Source organism: Glutamicibacter endophyticus, assembly GCF_048457885.1.
Classification (GTDB): Bacteria; Actinomycetota; Actinomycetes; order Actinomycetales; family Micrococcaceae; genus Glutamicibacter; species Glutamicibacter endophyticus.
Window position 1 is genome coordinate 3,418,695 of record NZ_CP174200.1, and the last position, 25,647, is coordinate 3,444,341.

General features: G+C 62.5%; 25 protein-coding genes. 5 read left to right on the plus strand and 20 right to left on the minus strand.

What is annotated here, in order from left to right; genetic code table 11:
- Window positions 1-8 precede the first annotated feature (8 nt).
- Window positions 9-782 (plus strand): ABC transporter ATP-binding protein, encoded by a 774-nt coding sequence (locus ACJD00_RS15910; RefSeq protein WP_418907867.1) that lies wholly within the window; start codon window positions 9-11, stop codon window positions 780-782.
- Window positions 783-1,318: 536 nt separating this feature from the next.
- Here the strand turns inward: ACJD00_RS15910 and ACJD00_RS15915 are convergent.
- The 12 genes from ACJD00_RS15915 to uraD all read right to left on the minus strand — a co-directional run bounded on the left by ACJD00_RS15915 (window position 1,319) and on the right by uraD (window position 13,775).
- On the minus strand, window positions 1,319-1,822 hold the full coding sequence (locus tag ACJD00_RS15915; RefSeq protein ID WP_418907868.1) for a 2'-5' RNA ligase family protein: 504 nt from the start codon (window positions 1,820-1,822) through the stop codon (window positions 1,319-1,321).
- A gap of 42 nt (window positions 1,823-1,864) precedes the next feature.
- Complete coding sequence (locus tag ACJD00_RS15920) at window positions 1,865-2,815, minus strand: ROK family protein (RefSeq protein WP_418909349.1); 951 nt, start codon at window positions 2,813-2,815, stop codon at window positions 1,865-1,867.
- Between the two features lie 63 nt (window positions 2,816-2,878).
- A complete protein-coding gene (gene galE / locus ACJD00_RS15925) occupies window positions 2,879-3,841 on the minus strand; it encodes a UDP-glucose 4-epimerase GalE (RefSeq protein WP_418907869.1) in 963 nt (320 codons plus the stop codon).
- The gene (gene galK / locus ACJD00_RS15930) at window positions 3,838-5,034 is read right to left on the minus strand and encodes a galactokinase (protein ID WP_418907870.1); all 1,197 of its coding nucleotides are present in this window, start codon (window positions 5,032-5,034) and stop codon (window positions 3,838-3,840) included. The genes galE and galK overlap by 4 nt, the downstream gene beginning before the upstream one ends.
- The gene (gene galT, locus ACJD00_RS15935) at window positions 5,031-6,149 is read right to left on the minus strand and encodes a galactose-1-phosphate uridylyltransferase (protein WP_418907871.1); all 1,119 of its coding nucleotides are present in this window, start codon (window positions 6,147-6,149) and stop codon (window positions 5,031-5,033) included. Before galT ends, galK begins: the two co-directional genes overlap by 4 nt.
- A 50-nt stretch (window positions 6,150-6,199) precedes the next feature.
- On the minus strand, window positions 6,200-7,381 hold the full coding sequence (gene mmsB / locus ACJD00_RS15940) for a multiple monosaccharide ABC transporter permease (RefSeq protein ID WP_418907872.1): 1,182 nt from the start codon (window positions 7,379-7,381) through the stop codon (window positions 6,200-6,202).
- Window positions 7,378-8,916, minus strand: coding sequence for a multiple monosaccharide ABC transporter ATP-binding protein (gene mmsA, locus ACJD00_RS15945; protein WP_418907873.1), 1,539 nt, complete (start codon window positions 8,914-8,916; stop codon window positions 7,378-7,380). Before mmsA ends, mmsB begins: the two co-directional genes overlap by 4 nt.
- Window positions 8,917-8,958: 42 nt before the next feature.
- On the minus strand, window positions 8,959-10,125 hold the full coding sequence (gene chvE, locus ACJD00_RS15950) for a multiple monosaccharide ABC transporter substrate-binding protein (RefSeq protein ID WP_418907874.1): 1,167 nt from the start codon (window positions 10,123-10,125) through the stop codon (window positions 8,959-8,961).
- Between the two features lie 199 nt (window positions 10,126-10,324).
- Window positions 10,325-11,866, minus strand: a complete 1,542-nt coding sequence (locus ACJD00_RS15955) for a nucleobase:cation symporter-2 family protein (RefSeq protein ID WP_418907875.1) — start codon at window positions 11,864-11,866, stop codon at window positions 10,325-10,327.
- Window positions 11,867-11,944: 78 nt separating this feature from the next.
- Window positions 11,945-12,868 carry a factor-independent urate hydroxylase gene (pucL, locus tag ACJD00_RS15960; RefSeq protein WP_418907876.1) on the minus strand — a complete coding sequence of 308 codons (924 nt, stop codon included), beginning with the start codon at window positions 12,866-12,868 and terminating at the stop codon, window positions 11,945-11,947.
- Between the two features lie 4 nt (window positions 12,869-12,872).
- Entirely contained in the window at window positions 12,873-13,226 is a 354-nt protein-coding gene (gene uraH, locus ACJD00_RS15965) for a hydroxyisourate hydrolase (protein ID WP_309410060.1), read from the minus strand.
- Between the two features lie 54 nt (window positions 13,227-13,280).
- The gene (uraD, locus tag ACJD00_RS15970) at window positions 13,281-13,775 is read right to left on the minus strand and encodes a 2-oxo-4-hydroxy-4-carboxy-5-ureidoimidazoline decarboxylase (protein ID WP_418907877.1); all 495 of its coding nucleotides are present in this window, start codon (window positions 13,773-13,775) and stop codon (window positions 13,281-13,283) included.
- Window positions 13,776-14,093: 318 nt separating this feature from the next.
- On the opposite strand from uraD, the gene ACJD00_RS15975 reads away from it, so the two are divergent.
- A complete protein-coding gene (locus ACJD00_RS15975) occupies window positions 14,094-14,282 on the plus strand; it encodes a hypothetical protein (RefSeq protein ID WP_418907878.1) in 189 nt (62 codons plus the stop codon).
- 110 nt (window positions 14,283-14,392) lie between these two features.
- Here the strand turns inward: ACJD00_RS15975 and ACJD00_RS15980 are convergent, their stop codons facing one another.
- The 3 genes from ACJD00_RS15980 to aceE all read right to left on the minus strand — a co-directional run bounded on the left by ACJD00_RS15980 (window position 14,393) and on the right by aceE (window position 19,737).
- Window positions 14,393-15,391 (minus strand): AEC family transporter, encoded by a 999-nt coding sequence (locus ACJD00_RS15980; protein ID WP_418907879.1) that lies wholly within the window; start codon window positions 15,389-15,391, stop codon window positions 14,393-14,395.
- 147 nt (window positions 15,392-15,538) lie between these two features.
- Entirely contained in the window at window positions 15,539-16,666 is a 1,128-nt protein-coding gene (gene ald, locus ACJD00_RS15985; protein ID WP_418907880.1) for an alanine dehydrogenase, read from the minus strand.
- Between the two features lie 272 nt (window positions 16,667-16,938).
- A complete protein-coding gene (gene aceE, locus ACJD00_RS15990) occupies window positions 16,939-19,737 on the minus strand; it encodes a pyruvate dehydrogenase (acetyl-transferring), homodimeric type (RefSeq protein ID WP_418907881.1) in 2,799 nt (932 codons plus the stop codon).
- 209 nt (window positions 19,738-19,946) lie between these two features.
- Between aceE and ACJD00_RS15995 the strand changes: the two genes are divergently transcribed.
- Entirely contained in the window at window positions 19,947-20,717 is a 771-nt protein-coding gene (locus ACJD00_RS15995; protein WP_418907882.1) for an SDR family oxidoreductase, read from the plus strand.
- Window positions 20,718-20,736: 19 nt separating this feature from the next.
- On the opposite strand, the gene ACJD00_RS16000 is transcribed toward ACJD00_RS15995, so the two are convergent.
- The 3 genes from ACJD00_RS16000 to ACJD00_RS16010 all read right to left on the minus strand — a co-directional run bounded on the left by ACJD00_RS16000 (window position 20,737) and on the right by ACJD00_RS16010 (window position 22,028).
- On the minus strand, window positions 20,737-21,186 hold the full coding sequence (locus ACJD00_RS16000; RefSeq protein ID WP_418907883.1) for an SRPBCC family protein: 450 nt from the start codon (window positions 21,184-21,186) through the stop codon (window positions 20,737-20,739).
- A gap of 53 nt (window positions 21,187-21,239) precedes the next feature.
- Window positions 21,240-21,479, minus strand: coding sequence for a hypothetical protein (locus ACJD00_RS16005; RefSeq protein ID WP_309410406.1), 240 nt, complete (start codon window positions 21,477-21,479; stop codon window positions 21,240-21,242).
- A 75-nt stretch (window positions 21,480-21,554) separates the two neighbouring features.
- On the minus strand, window positions 21,555-22,028 hold the full coding sequence (locus ACJD00_RS16010) for a MarR family winged helix-turn-helix transcriptional regulator (RefSeq protein WP_418907884.1): 474 nt from the start codon (window positions 22,026-22,028) through the stop codon (window positions 21,555-21,557).
- 102 nt (window positions 22,029-22,130) lie between these two features.
- On the opposite strand from ACJD00_RS16010, the gene ACJD00_RS16015 reads away from it, so the two are divergent.
- Together ACJD00_RS16015 and ACJD00_RS16020 are read left to right on the plus strand one after the other, a co-directional pair.
- On the plus strand, window positions 22,131-23,141 hold the full coding sequence (locus ACJD00_RS16015; protein ID WP_418907885.1) for a pirin family protein: 1,011 nt from the start codon (window positions 22,131-22,133) through the stop codon (window positions 23,139-23,141).
- A complete protein-coding gene (locus ACJD00_RS16020) occupies window positions 23,138-23,476 on the plus strand; it encodes a GNAT family N-acetyltransferase (RefSeq protein ID WP_418907886.1) in 339 nt (112 codons plus the stop codon). The genes ACJD00_RS16015 and ACJD00_RS16020 overlap by 4 nt, the downstream gene beginning before the upstream one ends.
- On the opposite strand, the gene ACJD00_RS16025 is transcribed toward ACJD00_RS16020, so the two are convergent.
- Window positions 23,473-24,834, minus strand: a complete 1,362-nt coding sequence (locus ACJD00_RS16025; RefSeq protein ID WP_418907887.1) for an MFS transporter — start codon at window positions 24,832-24,834, stop codon at window positions 23,473-23,475. The genes ACJD00_RS16020 and ACJD00_RS16025 overlap by 4 nt on opposite strands.
- A 44-nt stretch (window positions 24,835-24,878) precedes the next feature.
- A complete protein-coding gene (locus ACJD00_RS16030) occupies window positions 24,879-25,619 on the minus strand; it encodes a ZIP family metal transporter (RefSeq protein WP_418907888.1) in 741 nt (246 codons plus the stop codon).
- Window positions 25,620-25,647: the final 28 nt, after the last annotated feature.

Here is a 25,647-nt window from a genome sequence, read left to right on the forward strand (position 1 = left end):
GAGTAGCCATGATTTCGGCCCAAGATATTTCGGTCGGCTACGATGACCGACTGGTCATTCAGGGCGTCTCGCTCGAGGCGGGCCCCGGTGAAGTGCTGGGGCTGATCGGCCCCAACGGTAGCGGTAAGAGCACGCTGTTGCGCACCCTCTATGCGGCCCTGCGGCCCCGGGCCGGACTCGTGAGCATCGATGGAGACCCGGTGACCGCGTTGCGCGGCACCGAACTGGCCCGGAAGATCGCGGTAGTGGCCCAAGAGACACCCTCGGACCTGCCGATCACCGTGGCCGATATGGTGTTGTTGGGGCGGACAGCGCAACGCGGTGCCTTGGCCGCTTTCGACCGCGAAGATCACCGTGCCGCGGCGCAGGCGCTGACTCGCGTCGGTGTCCGCGACTTAGCGGATCGGCGCTACGCCACGCTCTCCGGCGGTGAAAAGCAACGCGTGCTTATTGCTCGCATGCTCGCGCAACAGGCCGATCACCTGTTACTCGATGAACCGACAAACCACCTGGACATTCGGCACCAGCACGAATTGTTGCGCCTCGTCGGGCAGCTCGGGTTGACCACCGTCATCGTGTTGCACGATCTGAATCTTGCGGCGCGCTATTGCACGAAACTGGTGATGCTCCAGCAAGGGCGGGTCGTGGCCAGCGGTACTCCCGACACGGTGCTCACCTCGGAGCTGATACGCGAGGTCTATGAGGTGAACGCCGAGCGTGTTTCACTCGGCGCCCACCTACAGCTGGTGTTCAGTCCGCTTGAGGAGCCGGTCACGGTGTAGCCGGTTGGTGTTCCCACGGTTACTGCTCCTTGGGCGCAACATGACATATGCCAGACGCGCGAGTGCCGCAGGCTCCAACGAAAGTAGGATTTACAGCCAATTGGGGCCCGGAATAGACTTCAAGGGAATTTATACTCAATCACTTGGGTCGACTTCGTGCCTCCTGTTCGGAGTCCCGCCCGAGTCGTCGACCTAGAGATTGCTCGCCAGCCTAAGGTGGTGCGTTGCCCATTACTGCTCTTTCCGTTTCAGCCATGAGTGCATTTGCACTTGGAGCAGTACTCTGTCTGCGCGCGAGCAACCATTCTCGAGCAAGCTCTCCGACGCTCGAAGGGCGCCGGAATCCATTTCTGATCTTCATTTTCAGCGCCTTGGCACTATTCATTTTTGGGCTCGGGCTATTGATTTTCGACTTCATCAACTAGCCGCCAACCCGTAGCGGATGGCGTCGGTGACGTCATCCGCCGCGGTCCACGCTGTCTCTGGACCGCGTAACGCAACGCCACAGCCGGAGCGTTGGCTGCCCACTAAGCACGTCACGCCGGAGGCGGGCCCTGCCAGAGCTTGAGAATGCGGCGCTGGGAGTGGTCCCCCTCCGGAGCCATGTCCACCAAGGCCACACGGTCCAGCTCCAGCAGTTGTCCGGCATGTCGTCGCCGACCGTCGTGGTGGGTGATGTGCGGCCGGTAGGCCTCGAGGGTATGCCGCTGGCTGGCGATGCGCCCGTGCAGGGCCAGCACCTGCCCAGCGATGGTTTCGTGGAGCTCCTGTAGCCGTGGGTCGGGTTCCACGAGGTTGACCAGAATCGATTCGTGCCGCCCGAACCACGCCTCGGGGCCTACCCGCAGTTGCGCCCCTAAGGCCCGGCAGACGGCCGGGGTCGCATCTTCCACTAGCCGCCGCACGGGATCCGATCCGTCTTCGGCGGTACTGGGCAAATCAAAACGTAGCAGCGTGATGTGCAGTGGCCAGTCCTCGCGCGGGAACATCCCACCCTCGGTCACCGGTTCGACGAACACGACCATCACCAGATTCCGCATGGCTCCAGTGTCACATCGATCGCTCCGGCGGAACAGGGGCCGCTAGACAGTGGTGTGGTTGCGGCGGGCCAGATCGGCGGCGCCGATGAGCCCCGCTTCGGCCCCCAGTTGAGCCTGAGCCACCACCGCATAGGGCCGGTAGCCACGCCCGGAGAGCGTTTTTCGGTAGCTCTCGTCGGCGGTGGCCACCAACTGCGCAGAGGCCGCACCCAGCCCGCCACCGATCACGATCATGCCTGGATCCAGTACCGCGCACAGATTGGCGATTCCCAGCCCCAACCACTGCCCCATCTCGGTGAGCAGGTCCCGGCAGGCCGGATCCCCTTCGGCGGCCAGTCGGGTCACGATAGCTCCGGTGACCTCCTCAGGCGCTCCGTGCACCGCGGCAATCAGGTTGTGCGCCACCGGTGAACCCGAACGCACCAGTTCGGCGCCATCGCGGCCAAGTGCGTTACCCGAGGCGTACTGTTCCCAGCATCCCCGGTTACCGCAAGCGCAGCGGTGCCCTCCGGGAACGATCACCTGGTGGCCAAACTCCCCAGCTACCCCGAAGCGTCCGCGATACACCTCGCCGCCGAGAATCATCGCACCGCCAATCCCGGTGCCTAGGGTCAAGCAGACCACATCGCTTTCTGCGCGCGCGGCCCCAAAGCGGTACTCGGCCCACCCGGCGGCGTCCGCGTCATTGACCAGGGTGACTTCGGCACCCATCAGATCGCGAAGCCGAGCCCGCACCGGCTCGTTGCGCCAGGCCAGGTGTGGACTAAACAGCACGTTCTCACCGGCCGCATCCATCCACCCCGCGGCGCCGACCCCGACCGGGATACCCGCTTCGCCGGCACTGAGTTCATTCACCAGCTCGGCCACAGTGTATTCAACCGTTAGGGCATCATTTTTCGGTGTTTCACGACGAAGTTGACGCACGATGCGCCCTGCCGAATCGACAAGTCCGGCGGCTATTTTGGTTCCGCCTATATCGACACCGATGGCCATAATCTGTTGCACGCTAATAACTCTAAACGTTAAGCGCCTGGTGTCCCTCGGACCGGAGTTTTCTCACCGCAATGTAGGCGCAGCTCGAAAGGCACTAGCGACCATCTGTCCTAGGCTGTGGCGCATCCTCCAGTCCAGATCGCGGGCCGCCAAACTACCGTCGGCCACAATTCGCGCCGGGTCACCCGGCCGACGCTCGGCTAGGCGCGGCTCGAACCGGTGCCCGGTCACCTCGGCGACCGCCTGCATAATCTCCCGAACCGAAACCCCCTGACCCGATCCGAGGTTATAAACCGGCTCGACGGGTTCGCCGCGTTCGAGCCGCCGCGCGGCCGCCACATGCGCCAGCGCGAGATCCGCCACGTGCACATAGTCGCGCACGCAGGTGCCATCGGCGGTGTCGTAGTCGGTGCCGAAAATGGTCGGTCGCTCCCCCGCGGCGAGCGCTCGGAAGATCAACGGGAACAAGTTATGAGCGCTGGCGTCGTAGAGGTGCTTGTCCCCCGAACCCACCACGTTGAAGTAGCGCAGCGAGGTGTGCGCAATCCCCGCGGCGACCGCTTGGTCGCGGATCAACCATTCGGCCACGAGCTTGCTTTGACCATAGGGCGACTGCGGATAGGTGGGCGTGCGCTCGGTGACGAGCTCCTCACGCGGGGTGCCATAGACGGCGGCCGAGGAGGAAAAGACAATGCGCTCCACCCCTGCATCGGCCATGGCCTGCAATAGGGTGGCGGTGCCCGTGACATTCTGCTCGAAGGTATGCAACGGATAGCGCACCGATTCCCCGGCGTACTTGTAGCCGGCTAGGTGAATCACACCGCGCACCCGGTACCTGAGCATGGCGTGCGCGAGCTCATCGCGCTGCAAGATGCTCAGCTCGAGCAGCGGAATGTGCTCGGGTACGAAACCGCGCACACCGCTACTGAGGCTGTCCACGACGACCGGGGACATGCCGGCCTCATCCAGTGCCCTGATGACGTGGGCTCCGATATATCCGGCACCGCCGGTAACCAGCCAACTCATACGCGCCCCGCCCCCTGCGCGGGGGCCACCACAAAGATGCCGGGCTCGGCGTACCCGGCCCGGTCAAAGGCCTGACGGATCGCGCTCTCCACCTGCGGCCGCACCGTTTCGTCGATCAGCGCAATGGCGCTCCCGCCAAAGCCGCCGCCCGTCATGCGCGCCCCAAGGGCACCGGCTTCGAGGGCAGCGCTCACGGCTAGGTCCAGTTCGGGACAGGAAATCTCATAGTCATCGCGCATCGAAGCATGTGATTCGGTCAGCAGTTGGCCGACGAGGTTCAGATCTCCACGTTCCAGGGCCTGCACGGTGTGCAGAACACGGCCGTTCTCGGAAACAATGTGGCGGGCCCTGCGACGCAGTGGCTCTTCCAGCGCATCAAGCAGGTGCACCTCGTCGATCTCGCGCAACGAGCTCACCCCCAACCGCGCGGCGGCCGCTTCGCAGCTGGCCCGGCGTTGTGCATAGCCACCGTCCACCAGAGCGTGGGCGACCCGTGTGTCAATGACCAGCACCTTTAGGCCCCGCTCGGTTAGTGGCAACGGAACCGCTCGCGAGGCAAAGGAGCGACAGTCCAAAAACAGGGCGTGGCCTGCCTGCGAGAGCAGCGAGGCGCTTTGGTCCATGATCCCGGTCGGTGCCCCCACAAAGTCGTTTTCCGCCCGTTGCGTCAGGCGCACCATCCGTTCCGCATCGAGCCCGAGGTGGAGCACCTCATTCAGTGCCACGATGGTTGCTACCTCGAGCGCATGCGAGGAGGAGAGCCCCGAACCAACCGGGACCGTGGAATCCACGAGGAGTTCAAAACCGCGTATCCGTCCGGCATATTCCGCGGCGAGCACATGGCTCACCGCCGCCGGGTACGCAGCCCAGCCTGCCGGGGTTCCCGGAGCAAGGTCGGCTAGCCGCATCCGCGTCACCTCGGGAGCCCCACCACCGGCGCCCATGGTGGAGGCCAGGGCAATCTCGTCCGCATGCGCGGCGTCGGGGTCCACGCGACGCACCGCGATCAGCGTCTGCCGGTCGATGGCAAAGGGCAACACGTACCCAAGGTTGTAGTCGGTATGTTCCCCCATAAGGTTCACCCGGCCCGGTGCCTGCCAGACACCCTCCGGACGGTGACCGTAAAGTGCCTCGAAGCGCTCGTGCAGTCGCCGGGCGCGCTGCTCTACGGTGTGGTCCTCGTGGCGGATCATGGCATGGCCTCACGCAGTCGCGCAGCGGTCTGTTCGGCACTCACGTCGTTGATGAAGGCGCCCATGGCCGCCTCGGATCCGGCCAAGAACTTCAGTTTGTCGGCGGAACGGCGTGGACTGGTCAGTTGTAGATGCAACCAGCCGGTCGCGCGGTCAACTGCGGTCAGCGGGGCCTGATGCCACGCGGCGATATAGGGAGTGGGGCTGGCATACAGTGCGTCATAGCGGCGCAATAGGTCGCGGTAAAGCACGGCCAATTCGTCGCGTTCGGCCCCGGTCAATGCTGCGATATCCGGCACCTGACGATGCGGCACCAGATGGGTTTCCAGTGGCCAGCGCGCCGCAAAGGGTACATAGGCGGAGAAGTATTCGCCCTCGAACACCATTCGTTCACCACTCTCCCGCTCCCTAGCGAGTAGTTGCCCCATAAGCGCGCCCCCGGTGTCCTCGGCGTACCGGCGCGAACGCTCGGCCAGCCGCTGGGCGTAGGGGGTGATGTAGGGGTAGGCATAGATCTGTCCATGCGGGTGATGCAGGGTCACGCCAATGTCTTGGCCGCGGTTTTCGAATGGGAAAACCTGGCGGATGCCGGGTAGCGCCGAGAGGGCCGCGGTGCGTTGTGCCCACGCCTCAACCACGGTGCGGGCCCGCGCATCAGTCAGTTGGGAGAAACTCCCGGCGTGCTCCGGAGTGAAGACCACAACCTCGCAACGGCCGTAGGCGGGCTGGGCTTGACCGTGGGCGGCGTCCGCGAGGTGGTCTTGGGTCGGCCCCAGCGAGGGGAAGCGGTTCTCGAAGCAGACCACATCGAAATCGGCGGCGGGAATTTCGCTGTGCCGCCCCGCCACGCTCGGGCAGAGCGGGCACTCTTCCTTCGGCGGCAGATAGGTGCGCGCTTGGCGGTGGGCGGCGACGGCCACCCAGTCCCCGGTCAACGGATCCTGGCGTAATTCCCCGGGCGCCGAACGCGGGTCCAGCGCCCGCTGGTCTCGCACCTCTTGTGGCGGCTCGCGGCCAGCGTCGGCGAAGAAGATCGCCTCGCGGCCATCGGCCAGCCGATGGCTGAGCCAGCCGTGGTTGCCGCAATCCGCTAACCCGGAAGTACTGAGTGACATTGATTTTCTGCCCTAGCAATTGTTGAAGAACGGTGTCGTGGACGCAGCCTCTAGCTGGCTGCCCCAACCCTCCGCTTGTTGTAAATGTCGAAGGCCACGGCGATGAGCAGCACCATGCCCTTAACCAGTTGCTGCGTCGAGGCACCCACACCCATGAGCTGCATGCCATTTGAAAGCACCGCCATTACCAGACCACCGACAATGGCTCCGGTGACCCGACCCACGCCGCCGGTGGTCGAGGCGCCACCGATGAAACAGGCGGCGATGGCATCAAGCTCGAACATATTGCCCGCCCCCGGCTGGGCGCCGTTGGACCTGGAGGAGAACACCACGCCGGCAATACCGGCCAACATGCCCATATTCACGAAGATCCAGAAATTGATCTTCTTGACGTTCACCCCGGAGAGCCGGGCGGCCGACAGGTTACCGCCGATGGCGTAGACGTGGCGGCCGAAAACGGTACGCGTGGTCAACACGTGATAGGCGATGATGAGCACACCGAGAATCATCAGCACGATGGGCATGCCGCGGCTGATGGCGATCTGCCAGAAGAACCAGAGAATCACGGCGGTGGCGAGCGCGTACTTGATGATGAACAACGCCAGCGAATCCACGTGCTGCCCGAATTTCAGTTGTCCCTGCCGGGTGCGCCAGGCCGAAACCACCAAACCGACCACCGCAATCACGCCGATGACGAGAGTGAAGGTGTCATAGCCGTAGCCTCCGAGCAGTCCGTTAAGGAACCCGCCGGCGATTCGCTGGTATTCGCCGGGGAACGGCGAGAGGGAGACGTTATTGAGCACCTCATAGGTCAACCCACGAAACAGCAGCATGCCGGCCAGGGTCACGATGAAGGCCGGAATGCCCACATAGGCGACCCAAAAGCCCTGCCAGACTCCGCACAGGGCGCCGACCGCGATCCCGGCGAGCATACCCACCCACCATGGGGCTCCGCCCTGAATGACGAGCACCGCGGAGACCGCACCGGTCAGCGCCACCAGGGAACCGACGGAGAGATCAATGTGCCCGGCGACGATCACCATGATCATGCCCAAGGCGAGCACGAGCACATAGGAGTACTGCAACACAATGTTGGTGATGTTGATGGGGCTGAGCAGCAGGCCCTTGGTGAGCACCGTGAACAGCACGACGATCAGCACGAAGGCAATATAAATGCCGCTGGTGCGCAGGTTCTTGGTGAAAATATCCTTCACATCGGAAGCGATGGTCATCGGGTGTTGTCCTTCTCGAGTGTCATGAGCTCCATCAGGCGTTCCTGGGTGGCTTCGGCGCGCGGGAGTTGGCCGGTGATCCGGCCGTAGGCGAGTGTGTAAATGCGGTCACAGATCCCTAGTAGCTCCGGTAGTTCGGAGGAGATCACCAGCACCGCCTTACCTGCGTCGGCGAGCTCGTTGATGATCGTGTAGATCTCGTATTTAGCTCCGACGTCGATGCCGCGGGTTGGTTCGTCGAGGATCAGTAGTTCGGGGGCGGTGTGCAGCCATTTGCCCAGTACGACCTTTTGCTGGTTACCGCCCGAGAGATTTCCGGTTTTGGCCAGCACCGAGGGGGCCTTGATCCGCATGGAGCGGCGGTAGAACTCGGCGATCTGGATCTCCTTGGGCCCGTTGACGAATCCGCCGGTGGAGATCTTTTGCAGCCCGGCCGCGGTGGTGTTGGTGCGAATATCTTCGATGAGGTTTAGTCCGAATTTTTTCCGGTCCTCCGAAACATAGGCGATGCCAGCCTTGATGGCTTTGCGCACGCTGGAAGTATCCACGGGCCGGCCATCCATCAGCACGGTGCCGGAGATATCCCGCCCATAGCTGTGTCCGAAAATGCTCATCGCCAGCTCGGTACGACCAGCGCCCATGAGACCGGCAACGCCCACAATCTCACCGGCCCGCACATCCAGCGCCGCCCCATCCACCACCAGCCGATCGGGCTGGGTCGGGTGTCGCACGCTCCAATCCCGCACCTCGAACACCACCGAGCCAATGTCAGGTTCGCGCGGCGGATAGCGTACCGACAGCTCACGCCCGACCATGGCCCGAATAATGCGGTCCTGCGTGGTGAGCGGGTCGGACATGTCGAGAGTTTCAACGCTCTGCCCGTCGCGAATGATGGTCGTGGTGTCGGCGATCTCCTCGATCTCTCCGAGCTTGTGGGAGATGATGATGCTGGTGATCCCCTGCCGCCGAAGATCGCGCAGAAGATCCAAGAGATGCTCGGAGTCGGCGTCATTCAACGCGGCGGTGGGTTCGTCGAGGATGAGCAGCTTGACGTTTTTGCTCAGCGCCTTGGCGATTTCCACGAGCTGCTGCTTACCCACGCCGAGTTGTCCCACCGGGGTGGCAGGGTGCTCGGCCAGACCAACGCGTTCCAATAGAGCCGCGGCTCGCTGGTTCGTGGAGTTCCAGTCGATGAATCCGGCGTGCTGGGTTTCGTTGCCAAGGAAGATGTTTTCCGCCACCGACAGGTGCGGCACCAGCGCCAATTCTTGATGGATGATGACGATCCCCAGCGCTTCGGAATCCTTGATGGTGCTGGCCTTGAGCTCAACACCGTCAAAGTGGATGCTGCCGGAGTAGCTCCCATGCGGGTATACCCCGGAGAGGACCTTCATAAGCGTGGATTTCCCGGCGCCGTTCTCACCACAGATGGCGTGGATCTCTCCGGCGGCAACCGAGAGGTTGACGCCGTCGAGAGCCTTAACCCCGGGAAAGGTTTTGATGATGTCCTGCATGCGCAGGATGGTGTTCTCCATGTGGGCTCGTTCTTCTCCTCGCGTGCGCCCTACTGTGGGCGGTTACTTGCTCTGCCCGGCGGCAACTTCGTCGGCCGTGTAGTAACCGGAGTCGACCAGCAGCGAAGAAATGTTCTCGGCCGTGACGATGTCCGAGTCCAGTAGGTAGGACGGGACGGTTTTCACGCCGTTGTCATAGCTGGAGGTGTCATTGGCTTCCGGTTCGTGGCCTTCGGCGAAGTCCTTGACCGCGGTGACCGCCTGGCTGGCGAGCTTGCGGGTGTCCTTGAAGATCGTGGAGTACTGCACTTTGTCGTCGATGAGTTTCACGGAGGCGATTTCCGCATCCTGTCCGGTGATGATCGGCAGTCCAGCGTCGATATCGACTCCGTATCCGGCGTTGCTCAGTGCGGTGATCACGCCACGCGAGATGCCATCGAAGGGTGAGAGGATCCCGTCGATCTTCTTCTTGCCGCCGCCGTAATGGGCGGTGATCAGGTCCTCCATGCGGCTTTGCGCTTCTTCCTGAGACCAGCGCAGGGTGGCGGTTTGCTCAATGGTCGTCTGCCCGGAGCCGACCACTAGGGTGCCGTCGTCGAGGTAGGGCTTGAGGGTGTCCATCGCACCCTTGAAGAAGAAGTGCGCGTTGTTGTCGTCCACGGAGCCGGCGAACAGCTCAATGTTCAGCGGCCCTTTCTTCGTGGTGCGTTCGCCCTGTTCATCGAGCAGTCCCAGTCCGGTCAACAGCGAGGTGGCCTGTTGCACGCCCACCTTGTAGTTGTCGAAGGTGACGTAGAAGTCGACATTCTCGGTGCCGTTGATCAGCCGGTCGTAGGCGATGATCGGAATATTCTGATCGGCGGCCGCTTGAAGTTGGGTGGAGAGGGCGGTGCCGTCGATGGAGGCCACGACGAGAATATCGGCGCCCTTGGTGATCATCTGGTCGATCTGCTGCTGTTGCGTGGGGATATCGTCGTTGGCGAACTGCAGGTCGACCTCGTAGCCGGCCTCTTCAAGCTGGGACTTCACGGCGGCACCATCGGCAATCCAACGCTCCGAGGTTTCGGTGGGCATCGCCACGCCTATTTGCACGTCGCCCGGTTCCATCGCATCGCCACCACCGGCCGCACCGGCCCCGGCTCCCCCGCCACCGCAGGCGGCCAAACCCGTAATGAACGCCAACGAACCGAGCGCAGCTACCGTGCGGCGAGCCCATGTTTTCCGTGCCATGTAATCCTCCTGCTAGTCCTTCGTTGTCGGGCGGTGGAGCCAGACTCACACAATGTTAGCGCTAACAAGTGATGCGGGCCACCCCCAGAGCAAATTCTTCGCTTCCCACCCAGAGACCTCGCAATGGCAATAAATGCACGAAGACCCGACCCCTGCAGGGGTCGGGTCTTTCTCATGCGCGCTATAGGTGGTCTTTTACCTAGTGACCGTGGCCGACATCGGCCAGCTTCGGTTTAGGCATTTCGATCGCACCCGTTTCAATTTTTTCGAACTCCTCCGGGGTGACCACGGGGATTTCGTAGCCATCCTTGTCGATGAGCTTTCCACCCTCGAAGTGGTCCCCGTCGATCAGGCCGCACACCTCATCCTTGCGTACCAGACGCGGTGGGGCGGCCGAGAAGACCGAACCATCCTTCTTCGGGGTGCCGAAGCGCATCTCGTTGAACAGCAGATTCAGCAGCACGGCCATCAGTGCGGCCGAGGAGATACCCGAGTGGAAGATGGTCTCGAACCAGGTTGGGAAGTTGTGGTAAAAATCCGGCTTCACGATGGGCAGGCAGCCAAAGGAGATGGACGCGGCCACAATGGCGAGGTTCAAACCGTCGTACTTCACCTTGGACAGCGTGCGGATGCCGGAGGCGGCCACCGTGCCGAACAGGACGATACCGGCGCCACCGAGCACTGGCATCGGAATGGCGGCCACCACACGACCGAGGACCGGAAGCAAGCCAAGGACCAGCAAGATACCGCCACCTGCGGCCACCACGAAACGGCTGGTAATGCCGGTGATCGCTACCAGGCCCACGTTCTGCGCGAAGGCGGACTGGGTGAAGGTGTTGAAGATCGGGGCGACCATCGAGGAAGCCATATCGGCACGCAGGCCGTTGGCGATGCGCTTGCGGTCCACCTTGGTGCCGGCGATCTCGCCCACGGCGAGGATATCGGCGGTGGTTTCGGTCAGAATAACGAGCACCACGATGGTCATCGAGATGATGCCGCCGATTTCAAAGACCGGCATGCCGAAGGCCAGCGGCTGCGGAACCGCGAAGATGGCGCCTTCGCCGACCTTCGAGAAGTCGGCCATGCCGACTACGGCTGCCACTACGGTGCCGATGACGATAGCCAGCAGAATCGACAGGCGCGAAATTGCGGCGTTGCCGACCTTCGAGAGCAATAGGACGATCAACAGCGTCAGGCCGGCGAGCCCGATGTTGGCTAGAGAGCCGTAGTCCTCGGTGTTCGAGTTTCCGCCCATGGCCCAGTTCGCGGCTACCGGGGTGAGCGATACACCGATCATGGTGATCACCACGCCGGTGACCACCGGCGGGAAGAACCTAATCACACGGGCAAAGAACGGCGTGATCAGGAAACCGATAGCCGAGGCGGCAAGTACCGCACCGAAGACCGCTTGAATGCCGCCACCGCCATTGACGATGGCCACCATGGTGGCCACGGAGGCGAACGAGGTTCCCTGCACCAGGGGCAGCTGAGCCCCGAAGAAAGGAATGCCAATGGTCTGCAGAATCGTGGCCAGACCACCTACAAACAGGCAGCAGGCAACCAACAGGCCCAGATCAGCACTGTCCATCCCGGCGGCACCGCCGATGATCAGTGGCGGGGCAATGATGCCGCCGTACATGGTTAAGACGTGTTGCATGCCATAGGCAATTGTCTTCCCAATCGGCAACTTTTCGTCTTCGGGACGCTGTGGTTTGATAGATTCGACTTTCGCAGCGCGCATGGCTGACCTCCTTCGTCAGTTTGCTGCAAGGGGCGTGTCCGTGCGGCTACACGGACACGCCCCGATAGGCATTAAGGGCTAGATGAATGCCGGGATGTTGGTCCAGATCGGATGCTTGGCGCCGGCACCTTCGCGCTCGACAGTGGCTTCGATCAGACCGTATGGGCGGTCTGCGGCGAAGAACACTTCGTTCGGGTTGTCCTGGCCGAAGACCTCAAGGTCCACCAGGAAGTGGTGGTTGTTCGGCAGCGAGAACTTGATCTCGGAAATCTCCGGGTTGGCCTCCAGTGCAGCCTTGCCCATTTCGAACATGGTGTGCTGCAGAGCCAGCGAGTGAGTGTTGGCGAACAAGGTCAGCAACTGCTCACGCACCGAGGCGTAGACGGCGTTGAAGTCGATGCCGGCTTCGATAGCCTCGTTCGAGTAACGCCAGCGAGCGGTCACGTCGGTGGCCAAAATGCGGTCGGTGGTTTCCTTCAGCGTGGTGTACTTGTCACGCGGGAAACCGTGGAACTCCGAACCGGTGGACTTCAGGACGGTCAGGTCCTCAAGGCCGGCGACGATGCTCTTCGAACCGTCTTCGGCGATCTCCAGAACGGCGGTGCGTACCTCGCTCTTGTTCTTCGAGAAGGCGTGATCGTGGTCGTTGATGCGGTCCCAGAAGTACTGCTGGGCTGCCCAGCGGCCTCCGGTGATCCACTCGAACTCGCTGGTGAAGTGGTTGCCCAACTTCAGCAGGAACTCTTCCGGGCTGCGCACGCCGTCACGGGCTAGGCCGTAGACGGTGTTCTTCTGGGTGTCGGTCGGGACGACCAGACCGTTGTCACCCTCGTAGTGCGCCTTGGTGAAGTCGCCGTGGAGCTGGCTGGTGACGTTCAGGTCTTCGATCTCGTGGCGGGCGGTGTCGCGGGTGATCTTGACCAGGCGAACTTCGGCCTTGCCGTACTGGTTCTCGCCCAGAACGATCTTGGTGGCGGCGGGAGCGGTGGTTTCGGTAGTCATGGTTCTAACTTCCTCGGTACGTGGAATATGCAAACGGGCTGATAAGAAGAGGTACGTGGTAGTGCTCATCGACGCTATTGACGTAGAAGTCGATGCTTACCGCGGGGAAGAAGCTTTCCGTTCCCTGCTTCCCGAAGTAGTCGCCGGTCTCGAAGGAAACCCGGTAATGTCCTACTTCAACCTGTGTCGGCCCCAGGTTCTTGATGCGGCCATCCGCATCGGTTTCGCCGGTTCCAATTTCTTGCCAGCCGGATGCCGTCTTGGCTTCCAGCGTGGCCTTGACACCGGAGGCAGGCCTCCCGGTCCCGGTGTCGAGTACATGGGTGGTGATGTGGCTGCGCTCAGTTACATCTGCCATTGATAACTCCTTGGGTAAGGGGTTTATATTCGGGGAAAGTCTGGCGTCGAGCGCCTAGTTGTTAATCGCATTCGAGAGACGCAAAAGTGCAATGGCTCGAAGCTGTTCGGCGACCTCGCGCATTTCGGTGGCGTCATCATTGCCGATGCGACGCTGGCATTCGGCCAGGATCTCTTCGGTGGTGCGACCCGCTGCGCGGATCAGAAAGACGCGGTTGAAGCGCTGCTCGTACTCACGGTTGGCTTCTACCAGGCGGGCCTTGGCTTCATCGTCCAAGGAGAGCCCGGACTGTTCGCCACGCGAAAGGTTCGCTTCCTTAGATTCACCCTCGGCTCGTTCGCCAATTCTCGGGTGATGGGCCAGAGCGGCGTTAACCTCTTCTTCGGTGAAGGGATTGGCGCTGCGCTCGGCGGTGCGCTGAAGTTCATCGACGGAGTCGAAGGGGCGGGCCGAAAGCACCTCGTTAACCCACCGGTCAATATCGATGCATGGGCGCAAGATCGCCACGGCCTCGGAGTCGCTTAGGGTGTTGAAGGATTCTAAATCCATCGGTATCAGCTCTTTCGTCCTGCTCTGCTCGATCCGCTCGCTGACACCCTTACCACCGACTGGCTCGTCGGCTTCGACTAGATGTTTCTGGATCGTGGAAACTTCGTTCCACTACTGTAAGCCCAATCACACCCAGTGAGTCAAGTGGAATCCCTCACATTGCATAAAATCAGATTTTTTCTAGGTGGAAATCTTGCTTAGCGAAAGAATATGACACACACCACTTGCGCGTCGAGCTAAAGTCTGGCCATAATGATTTCACAACATAGAAACTAACTTCCGTAATACGGAATAAACTAGACTCAAAGGAGGGTCGCCATGACCGCCATCAATTCGGCCGAAACGCACTGCACACAGGATGAATCCCTGGTCCACGCGGCCACCGACGCACTGCGCACGGGACTGTTTGCTCCGATCCCCAACCTGGATCCGGACATCAGCAACCGGGTGCGCATCTCCCCCGCTGCTCCCACCATCTGGGACCGCTTCTTCGGCAAGAAGCGCTAAGCCACCGGCCACCGCCGGTCCTGTAGACCACGCAGAGCCCATTCTCCTGAGGCGTCGAGAATGGGCTCTGCGTTCTTTTAAGCGCAGGTGCAAGGGCTTTCAGGCCACGATCAGCGCAAGAAAAGTTGAGCCAAGGTCGGTAGCGTCAAGACCGCCAAGGCGCAGGTGAGCACGATCCCCACCGCAGTTGGTTCGCCATCGCCGGTTTCACTCGCCGCCATAATGTAAGCCGTAGCCGACACCGGCATCGCAGCCATCAAGACCGCAGTATTGAACCAGAGCGGATCCAAGTCGGGAGCCAACCACACCAGGCTAACTACGGTCAGCGCCGGTAAGAGCAATAACTTACCCAGCACCATCAACACCATTGCCGGTAACGACATCCGCGCCGCGCTCCGCTGGTCTGCTGCGCGCCCCCGGATACGGCGCACCGTACGCCGTAGCGATAGCCCAATGGTAAAAAGCGCCCCGGGCGCGGCTACAGCCGCCAACATCTGAGCGGCCCGCTCTACCGGGTCGGGCAATGACCAACCGAAGTAGAGCACGGCCCCTCCGGCCAGCATCGCCCAGGTCACCGGATTGCGTAGCAACGCGTTGCGCACCGTCATCGCCACGGTGCGCGCACTGCGTCGCCGCTGATCTCCTCGTCGCGTCGGCAACACGAGTTGGGCCAGTACGGGAAACCCGACCATGAACAACACGTTATGCACCAATTGCCCCATGCCAGCCGCGAGCCCCGCACTGCTGCCCAGCACGCCCAGAACCACCGGAATCCCCAGATAGGACACATTGCCAAATCCGGTACTCAGACTCATGGCCAGCGACTGCGCGAGAGACCGTCGCAACACATAGCGGGTCAACAGCCCAACCAGCCCCGCAAAAACCGTGGTGGCCGCGGTGGTGACAAGTAAGAACTCCAGCGGCACCCCGGACTGCGGATCAGCATCGGCCACCACCGTGAAAAGCAGCGCTGGCAAGGCAATGTAGAACACAAAGGTATTCAGCGCCGGCTCGACGTTATCGGCAAAGCGCAAAGCGTGGCTCGCGGCGTAGCCCACGATCATGATTAAGAACAGCGGGAGGATACCGAAAAGTACGTCGCCAAACATCACCGCTCCTCGCGCATAGCCACCCCGTCAACTCTAGGCGCATGCGTTGTTGACCTGTATCTTCATGAAGGCCGTTAACGAACGTACAGGCCGTCGGACGCATCGAAAACGATGCGTCCGACGGCCTGTACCGTACCGAAGATTTGCTTAGACCGCGGCGGCGGAGCCCAAGACCTCGGCTGTTGAGACATAGGGCAGCTCGAACTCATCGGCCACGGACTTGAAGGTCACCTGGCCTTCGTGGACGTTCAGCCCGTTGGCAAGGCCGGCATCTTCACGCAACGCCTGCATCCATCCCTTATCCGCAATGCGCAGAGCGTAAGGCAGCGTGGCGTTGGTCAGCGCCGCGGTGGAAGTCTGCGGCACGGCACCAGGCATATTGGCCACGCAGTAGTACACGGCGTCATGGACCTTGAAGGTCGGCTCGGCGTGAGTGGTTGGGCGCGACCCTTCGAAGCAGCCACCCTGGTCGATCGCGATATCGACCAGCACGGAACCCGGGCGCATGTGGGCGACCATATCCTTGGTTACCAGCTTTGGTGCGGCGGCGCCCGGAATCAGCACGGAACCGATCACGAGATCCGCTTCGGCTACTTCGGCGGCGATGGTCAGGCGCTGCGAGGCCAGGGTCTTGATCCGTCCGTTGAAGGCCAGGTCGATCTCGCGCAGGCGCGGGAGACTAATATCAATGATGGTCACGTCGGCGCCCATGCCAAGTGCGATGGTTGCCGCGTGCGTACCCGCCACGCCACCACCGATTACTACAACCTTGGCCGGACGCGTGCCTGGCACACCACCCATCAGCACTCCGGCACCACCGTTAGGCTGCTGTAGCTGCACGGCCCCGATTTGAGCCGCCAAGCGACCGGCAACCTCAGACATCGGTGCCAGCAGCGGCAGGGAACGTCCGGAAGTGACGGTCTCATAGGCAATGGCGGTTGACCCTGCGGCGAGCAGTGCGTCGGTGCATTCGCGCGAAGCGGCTAGATGGAGGTAGGTAAACAGCAATTGCCCAGCACGCATGCGGTGGTATTCCGCGGCGATCGGTTCCTTGACCTTCAAGATCATCTCGGCTTCAGCCCAGGTTGCATCGGCATCCGGCGCAATCCGCGCCCCGGCGGCAACATAGGCCTCATCGGCGTTGCCCGAACCGACCCCGGCGCCGGTTTCGATGATCACTTCGTGGCCCCGAGCGACAAACTCGGATACCCCGGCGGGGGTTATGGCGACGCGAAATTCGTTGTTCTTGATTTCCTTCGGGACACCAATGATCATGGCAACCGCTCCTCTCGTGAGACGTCTCGGGCGGTGTGAACGAACGGAAATTCGAGCGGTGACCGCCATAACTTGTGTTCACCAGAGTAGGGTTTTCGACGAGATTTTCAGAGGACTGCCGAAATATCTACGGCAGTATCAAGATAATCTGTTTTTTATTTCATCGGGTGACGCTTCGGCGGGCGAGATCGCCGTTGGATCTTCGGGGTTAACGACCCGCGACCCCGTGGCACCCAAAGCGGCGCCACGGGGTCGTGAGCTAGTGACGTGGGTTAGGCGTCGCCGCCGGCGTTCCCACTCGTACCCGCGGTCGGGTCATTCAACCGGTACGCCGCATGCGCCTCGGCGACCTTCGCCTCATCAATCTCCCCACGCTCGGCCAACGCGGCCAGCGCCTGGACCACCACGGTATGCGCATCGATCTTAAAGAACCGGCGCGCCGCGGCCCGCGTATCGGAGAACCCGAACCCATCAGCACCCAACGTATAGAACTCACCGGGCACGTACGGGCGGATCTGCTCGGGCACCGCGCGCATGTAATCACTGGTCGCGATCACCGGCCCGGTCGCCTGGGCCAGTTTCCCGGTCACAAACGGGGTCACCCGCCCACCAGCCGGATCACACAGGTACGCCTCATCGGCGGCCTGCCCATCCCGCGCCAACTCGTTCCAGGAAGTCACCGACCACACATCGGCGGACACACCCCACTGCTCGGCCAGGATCGCCTGGGCTTCTAACGCCCACGGCACCGCCACACCCGAAGCCAAGAGTTGGGCGCGGGGCCCGTCCACGGCGGCTTCCTTCAACAGGTAGATGCCCTTGATCAGCCCCTCGACGTCCAGGTTGTCTGGTTCGGCCGGCTGGGTGATCGGCTCGTTATAGACCGTGAGGTAATACATCACGTTCGGATCCGGGTGCCCCCCACCATACATGCGCTCCAGCCCGGAACGCATAATATGCCCGATCTCGTACCCGTAGGCCGGGTCGTAGGTGATCACCGCCGGGTTGGTGGCCGCCAGCAACGGTGAATGCCCATCCGCGTGCTGTAGTCCTTCACCGGTGAGGGTGGTGCGTCCGGCGGTCGCACCGATGATGAACCCGCGGGTCATCTGATCCGCCGCAGCCCAGAACTGGTCGCCGGTGCGTTGGAAGCCGAACATGGAGTAGAACACGTAGATCGGGATCAACGCTTCGCCATGGGTGGAGTAGCTGGTGCCCGCGGCGGTGAACGCGGCGACCGCGCCGGCTTCGTTAATGCCCGGGTGGATCAACTGACCGGCCGGGGATTCCTTATACGCCAGTACCAGGTCACGGTCCACCGAGAGGTAGTTCTGCCCGGCCGGGTTATAGATCTTCGCGGTCGGGAAGAACGAGTCCATACCAAAGGTGCGGGACTCATCGGGCACGATCGGCACGATCCGGTGCCCGAAGTCCTTATCGCGCATCAGATCCTTGAGCAACCGGACAAAGGCCATGGTCGTGGCCGCCTGCTGCTTCCCGGAACCGCGTTTGGCGATCGCGTAGGACTTCTCCCCGGGCAAGGTCACCGGGGTAGGGGTTTCGGAACGGCGTGAGGGTACCGCCCCGCCTAGGGCGGCACGGCGTTCCATCAGGTACTTATACTCTTCGGAGTCCACCCCGGGGTGGTAGTACGGCGGCAGGTACGGGTCGGCTTCCAGCTGCGCGTCGCTGATCGGGATCCGCAGGTGGTCACGGAACCCCTTCAAGTCTTCCAGGGTGAGCTTTTTCATCTGGTGGGTCGCGTTGCGGGCCTCGAAGTGCGGGCCCAGCCCGTAGCCCTTGACCGTTTTGGCCAGGATGACGGTGGGTTTGCCCTTGAACTCGCTGGCGGCCTTATAGGCGGCGTAGACCTTGTGGTAGTCATGCCCGCCACGCTTGAGCTGCCAGATCTCATCATCGGAAAGGTCCGCGACCAGTTCCTTCGTTTCGGGGCGCTGCCCGAAGAAGTGCTCGCGGATAAACGCCCCGGACTCGGCCTTGTAGGTCTGGTAGTCCCCATCGGGGGTCTGGTTCATCACATCGACCAGGGCCCCGGCCGGGTCCTTGTCCAGCAGGGTGTCCCATTCACGACCCCAGACGACCTTGATCACGTTCCAGCCCGCGCCGCGGAAGAACGCTTCAAGTTCCTGCATGATCTTCCCGTTACCACGTACCGGCCCGTCCAGGCGCTGCAGGTTGCAGTTGATCACGAAGTTCAGGTTATCGAGCTTCTCATTCGCGGCCAGCTGCAGGAAGCCACGCGACTCGGGCTCATCCATTTCCCCGTCCCCGAGGAACGCCCACACCTGCTGGTCGCTGGTGTCTTTAATGCCGCGGTTGTGCAGGTACCGGTTCAGTTGGGCCTGGTAGATCGCGTTCGCCGGGCCGATGCCCATCGACACGGTCGGGAACTGCCAGAACGCGGGCATATTCCGTGGGTGCGGGTAGGAGGGCAGCGCGTGCCCTTCCTTGGACTTTTCTTGGCGGAACCCGTCCAGGTCCTGCTCGGTCAGACGGCCTTCGAGGTAGGCGCGGGCATACATGCCCGGGGAGGCGTGGCCTTGGAAGAAGATCTGGTCCCCGCCCCCGGGGTGGTCTTGGCCGCGGAAGAAGTGGTTGAATCCGACCTCGTAGAGGGTCGCGGCACCGGCGTAGGTGGAGATATGCCCGCCGACCCCGATGTCGGGGCGTTGTCCGCGGTGAACCATGACCGCGGCGTTCCAGCGCATGAAGGCCCGGTAGCGGCGTTCAATGGCTTCGTCACCGGGGAACTCGGGTTCTTGATCGACCGGGATCGTGTTGACGTAGTCGGTGGTGGTGACCATCGGCACGCCCACGGATTTCGCGCCGGCGCGTTGCAGTAGGGAACGGATGATGAATTGGGCCCGTTCGGTGCCCTGCGCCTCGACGAGTTGGTCGAACGAGTCGATCCATTCCTGGGTTTCTTCAGGGTCTCGGTCGGATAGCTGATACGTCAAACCACTACGGATCCCGGTGATTTGCTCGTCGATATCCGCCGATGATGCGGTCAATGCACTAGCCGTTTGCGGCTCATTCTCGATGATGGTCATGCAGGGCTTTCCTTCGGAGTTTTGACCGCTTCTGGCGGTCGCCACGACAACACGGTCGTTTCACTGTATGAAAACTTTCTCTCGCATCCTAAGATTAAGTAACTCAACTCACAACCCCGGACAGACCCGGTAGAGTCGGGGAAACCAGTCATCACCGCTAGTGAACTCCGGATTAATGGGGAATAGCGACGCGTAAAAGTAGGAGAGTAATGTCCAGCGCCATCACGTCACACTCGGCACCGCAGCGTCGGCGCACCATCATCGTCACCGGAGCGGGCTCCGGAATCGGCCGCGCCGCGGCCCAACTGCTCCTCGCTCAGGGTTGGAATGTCGGACTGCTCGGACGCACCGAACAAACCCTGCACGAGACCGCCGCGGGGGCCGACAATGCCCTCGTGATCACCGCCGACGTGGCCGATGTCGCTCAGGTACGCGCAGCATTCGATGCCACCGTCCAGCGCTTTGGTACCGTCGATGCGCTCTTCAACAACGCTGGGATCTTCGGCGCTGCGGTCAACGTCGGCGACCTCGAACCGGAGGAATGGGACAGGGTCTGCGCCATCAATCTCACCGGGGCAATTAACTGTGCTCGCGAAGCTTTCAACCGCATGAAGGCGCACGGTGGTCGCATCATCAACAATGGCTCGATTTCCGCGCAGGTGCCGCGCCCCAATTCGGTCTCCTACGCGGTGACCAAACATGCAATCACGGGCCTGACCAAGTCCATTGAGCTCGATGGGCGAGCATGGAATATCTGCGCGTCACAGATCGATATCGGCAACACCGCCAGCGAGCTCTTGCAGGGCATCGGCACCCAGGCCGGCGCCTTGCAGGCCGACGGCTCGCGCAAGGTTGAGCCCTCATTCCCCTTGGAGCATGCCGCGCAGGCCGTGGCCTACATCGCCAATGCCCCGCTAAGTGCTTCGATTAACCAGCTGACCATTACGGCCGCGGGCATGCCCTTCATCGGCCGAGGCTAGCCCACGCCGACGTCGCGACCTAGAAGTATTCGGCGAGCAGGGTCTCGAGCTTATCGAGCGCGGAGTTCCAGGCCGCCGTGCTGGCCGCAAGCACCTCATTGGGTAGCGGCCATTGGGTCAGCGTCAGATGCGTGAGGCCGCCGAATTCCTTGAGGGTCACGCGGGTGTTGATCACCAGGTCCAAGGTCATCTCATGAGGACCGTCGGCACTGGCGAAGAGCTCATACTCTTCGTATTCGGTGATGACCGCGCGCAACGGCACGTGGTGCGACGGGTCTTGCTGCGGGTGCAGGTCCAGTTCATGTCGTCCCCCGACCTTGGGTTCGAGTACGATCGATCCCTCGCGTACCGACCATCCGGCCGGACCCCACCATTCGGCGATGATTTCCGGTTCACGGAAGGCCGCCCACACCGCGGAGCGGGGAGCTTTGAGTTGGCGGGTGACGATCAGCTCGGTCATATCCTGCATATCTAGAGAATATCGCGTCGGCGCCCGGTCCCTCGCCAGGGCCGACGCGAGCGCTAGCTCAAGCGCGCGGCAGCCTGGATGGTCTCGGCATCGGGCGTGGTGCCGGCGGCCTGGTGGGCCCGCAGCACGCGTACGGCACGCTCCCATTTCACGCGCTCACGCGGGCTGGTCTCGATGGTGCGCTCGGCGGGGCCAAAGATGGACAGTCCCAGATATTTCAGCCGCCACAGTACGCGGTACCCACGACTGAGTCCCGTGGTATCTCGAACGATGGGCAACGGTGCGTCACTCATGGCCACTCCTCTGGTCAGCGGTGCGTGCGGCATGCGCCGCACACTTCCAGTGTAGGCCAATAGTTGGTGCACCAACTAATTTTGATCGGTGGCGCTCAGCGCGTGACGGGTGGCCTTTTGCAAGGTGGTGCGCAACTGCACCACCTCGGCCTCATCGAGGTCCAAGCGCCGCATCATTTCGCGCGGCACGTTCAGAGCTTGAGTCCGCAAGGCAGTGCCTTGCTCGGTCAGCGAAATGACAATGGCTCGCTCATCGCGCGGATTACGGTTTCGCTCCAGCAGCCCCGCGGCTTCGAGGCGTTTAACCAGCGGCGAGAGCGTCCCCGGATCCAGATGCAACCGTTCGGCTAATTCGCGGGCTCCGATCGGACCGAACTCCCACAGCGCCAACATCACCAAATACTGCGGGTGGGTCAACCCCAGCGGGTCGAGCACCGGCTTATAGGAGGCAATGATGGTGCGTGCCGCCACCGCCGCGGCAAAGCACACCTGTTGTTCAAGCCTGAGTAATTCGTCATCGCCCAGCTGTTGCTCTTCCGGATTGGTCATCGATGCCTCTCTTTCCCGTCTCACTACTGCCACTTCACATCCTCGCACGTCCAGATGATTCGGGCGCTGGTCAGCTCGAGGACACACGCCTAGGCTGGCCCTATGAGCAACCTTGAACAGGTGCCTGCCGAACAGGACTGCAGAACCCTCCCCTGCCTCGATGAGCTTCAGATCCTCGAACCACGGCCGGTACCGCTCGGCGGACCGCGGGCCATGACGGTCTTCCGCACCCTGCCGCAAAAGCAACGCAGTCTGATCGGCGCCTGGTGCTTCCTGGACCACTACGGCCCCGACGACGTCGCCCGCACCGGCGGCATGCGCGTACCGCGCCACCCTCACACCGGATTGCAGACCGTGTCCTGGCTGTTCACCGGCGCCATCGAACATCTTGATTCGGCGGGCTTTAGCGCCACCGTACGCCCCGGCGAGGTCAACCTGATGACCGCCGGACAGGGCATCAGCCACTCCGAGTTTCTCAGCGAGGACACCACAGTACTGCACGGGGCACAACTGTGGATAGCATTGCCCGATCGAACCCGCTTTATGCCACCGACCTTCGAGAACTACCGTCCCGAGCCGCTGCACGGCCCCGGGTACAGCCTGCGCGTCTTCCTCGGGACGCTCGGCACTCAAGGGCACAGCAGCACCTCGCCGGTGCAAACACACACCGAAGTCAGCGGTGCCGAATTGTGGCTGGAACCGCATGCGGAGCTGAATATCGACGTGCCGGCCCACCACGAACACGGTGTTCTGGTCGATGCCGGAACCCCACAGGTACAGGGCCAGCAGCTCGCACACCGCGAGCTGGGATTCATTCCGGCCGGCGCCAGCTCCTTGCACCTGCGCGCCGGCGCGGAGCCGGTGCGCGCGTTGCTCATCGGCGGGGAACCGCTTAACGAACAAATCCTCATGTGGTGGAACTTCGTGGGGCGAACCCACGAAGAAGTCATCGCGTACCGTGCCCAGTGGCAAGCCGAGATCGGCGCCGAACCAGGTATGGTGCAGGGCGAACAATTCGGTCCTTTTCCGCCCGATACGCCAGCCCCGTTACCGGCCCCGGAGCTACCCACGGTGCGCCTACGACCACGCCCCAATCCAGGAGATCAGAGATGAACGAGAACAGCATCCGGCACCTGCCCGAGAAGCAGCGTTATGTCCTCGAAGACGCGGGCACGCAGATTGGAGCGGCCCACTACCGCGAAGTGCCGGGCAGTACGGACGAGGGCACCGATCGTATCTTCTTCCACACCGTGGTGGACGAGGCCTACGGAGGGCAGGGACTCGCCGGGAAGTTAGCAAACTACGCGCTCACGGACACGGTCGCCCAGGGCGCTCAGATCGTGGCCGTCTGCCCCTATATCAAGGCCTACGTTGCCAAGCACCATGATTTCGACGCGCACCTAGTAAAGGTCGCCGCGCGGCATCTGGCGGCACTGCCCAAGGATTAGCGCGCCGCGGTACGCCCAGCGACGAGAACCATAGCCAGCGCCACCACGAAGGTCAGCGCAAACACGGCGGCAAATGGCGCGGCACCGGCAAGCACGAACACCACCCCGGCCACGGCGGTGGCACTGGCAGAGCCCAGGGAATCGGCCAGCGTCATCGCCGAGGAATTGAAGCCTTGCTGGTCCTTGGCCGAGAGGCCGAGCATATTCACGTTCTGACGCGGATAAATCAACCCCATACCGAAGCCGCCGAGGGCCCATCCCGCCACCAAGATCGGTACCGGCAAATGCCAGGTGGCGGTGGCCAGTGCGGTGCCGATCGCCGCGGTGGCGGCCAGCGATCCGACGGTGATGAATGCGGCGTTGCTAAAACGCTCTCCCGTACGCCCCTGGAGCCAGGAGCCCACCGACCAGGACAGCGCCGAGGCGGTAAGTACCAACCCGGCGAGATCCGGGCGTAGCGCGTAATCCTCACGCAACATATAAGGCAGGTACACCTCGGTACCGAAGAAGGCCGCGGCCACCAACCCTCGGGAGAGCACCGTAGCCGGCAGTCCGCGGGCCGCCCGCAGGGTTCCGGCCGGTAGCAACGGCTTCAGGGCCAGCAGGGCCGCCGCCAAGGCCACCACCACACAGATCGGGCCGATACCCGGTAAGCGTCCCAAGAGGCTCATCGCCAGCACGCTGACCGCGGTAGCGGCGGCCAGTAGCAGTCGGCGGACCGAGACTGGTCCCAGCTCGGCGTTGTGTTCGGGTTGCAGCGAGCGCAGGGCGGGAACGACGGCCGAAAACGCAAACACCACGAGCAGCAAGACTCCCAGGAACACCCATCGCCAGCCGATAAAGGTGGCCACAAGCCCGGCAATCCAGGGACCGATGAGCGCCGGGAGAACCCAGGCGGCGGCAAAGAGCGCGAAGATTTTCGGGTGCAAATGCCCCGGATAGAGGCGGGCGATCAGCACGTAGATGCCCACCGTAATGGCTCCACCGCCCACACCTTGAATCAGTCGGCCGATAACGAGCATTGGCATACTCACTGCTACGCCACAGATCAGTAGGCCGATGACGAAGATCAACACCGAGGCGAAGAGCGGGAGCTTAGGCCCGCGCCGGTCGGCCAGTTCACCGGCGGCCACCATACCGACCATGCCGCTGGCTAGCGGCGCGGAGAAGGCCAGCGCGTAGAGCTCGCGCCCCTGTAGCGCTTCGCTGATGACTGGCATGGCGGTGGTTACCGCCATGACCTCAAATGCCACCATGAACACCAGCACGAACATGCCCAGAGTGGTGCCCAGATACTTAGGACTGAAGACCGTCGTCGGTCGGGGATGGATCCGTTCGGACGGACCGGTTGAATGCATAAAGCTATTCTTTCACTGTCTGGGCCAGAAGCCAGCAGGACTGACTAGCCACCGATCACATGCAGTGCGAAGGCCGAGAGAAATCCCAAGACGACCAATAAACCGGTCAAGTCGCCTTCGCCGGCATAGGCTTCGGGAATCATGGTGTCGGCGAGCATCGTCAGGATGCCGCCGGCGGCCACCGCGGTGGCGAAGGCCAACACCTCCGGGGCCGCACCAGCCAGCAGCAGGTAGCCTAGGGCCGCGGCCAGTCCGGAGGCAACGACCGTACCGGCCCACAATCCGAACACCGAGCCTGCGCTGCGCCCTCCGGCCTTCAGGTCCGCGGTACTGGCCAGCCCTTCGGGGACGTTGGAGATGAAAATCGCGGCAACCATGGTCGGGTTGATCCCGCCCCCGGCCACGAGGCCCACTCCGAGGGCCACCGATTCCGGGATCCCGTCAATCAGTGCACCGATCGCGATGGCGATACCCGAATTGTTCTGCGCACCGCTACCGCTGGCCGCGGCCTTACGCTTCGGGCGGGCGCCGACGAGCCGGTTTGCAGCGAAATAGAGCAACGAGCCGGCGGCTACGCCACCGGCGGTCGCCAGCAGGCCTCCGGTGTCCGCCGCTTCGAGCACAAGTTCGAAACTCAGCGCGCTAATCAACACCCCAGAACCAAAGGCCATCACCGCGCAGATGATGCTACGCGGTATCCGCAGGAACCAGGCCAGCCCCGCGCCGAGCAACAGCGCCGCACCGGCGACCGAACCCCAGAGGAATGCAGTGAGAGCCTCGAACATGGCCCCAGCCTATCGACCCGGCAGTGGA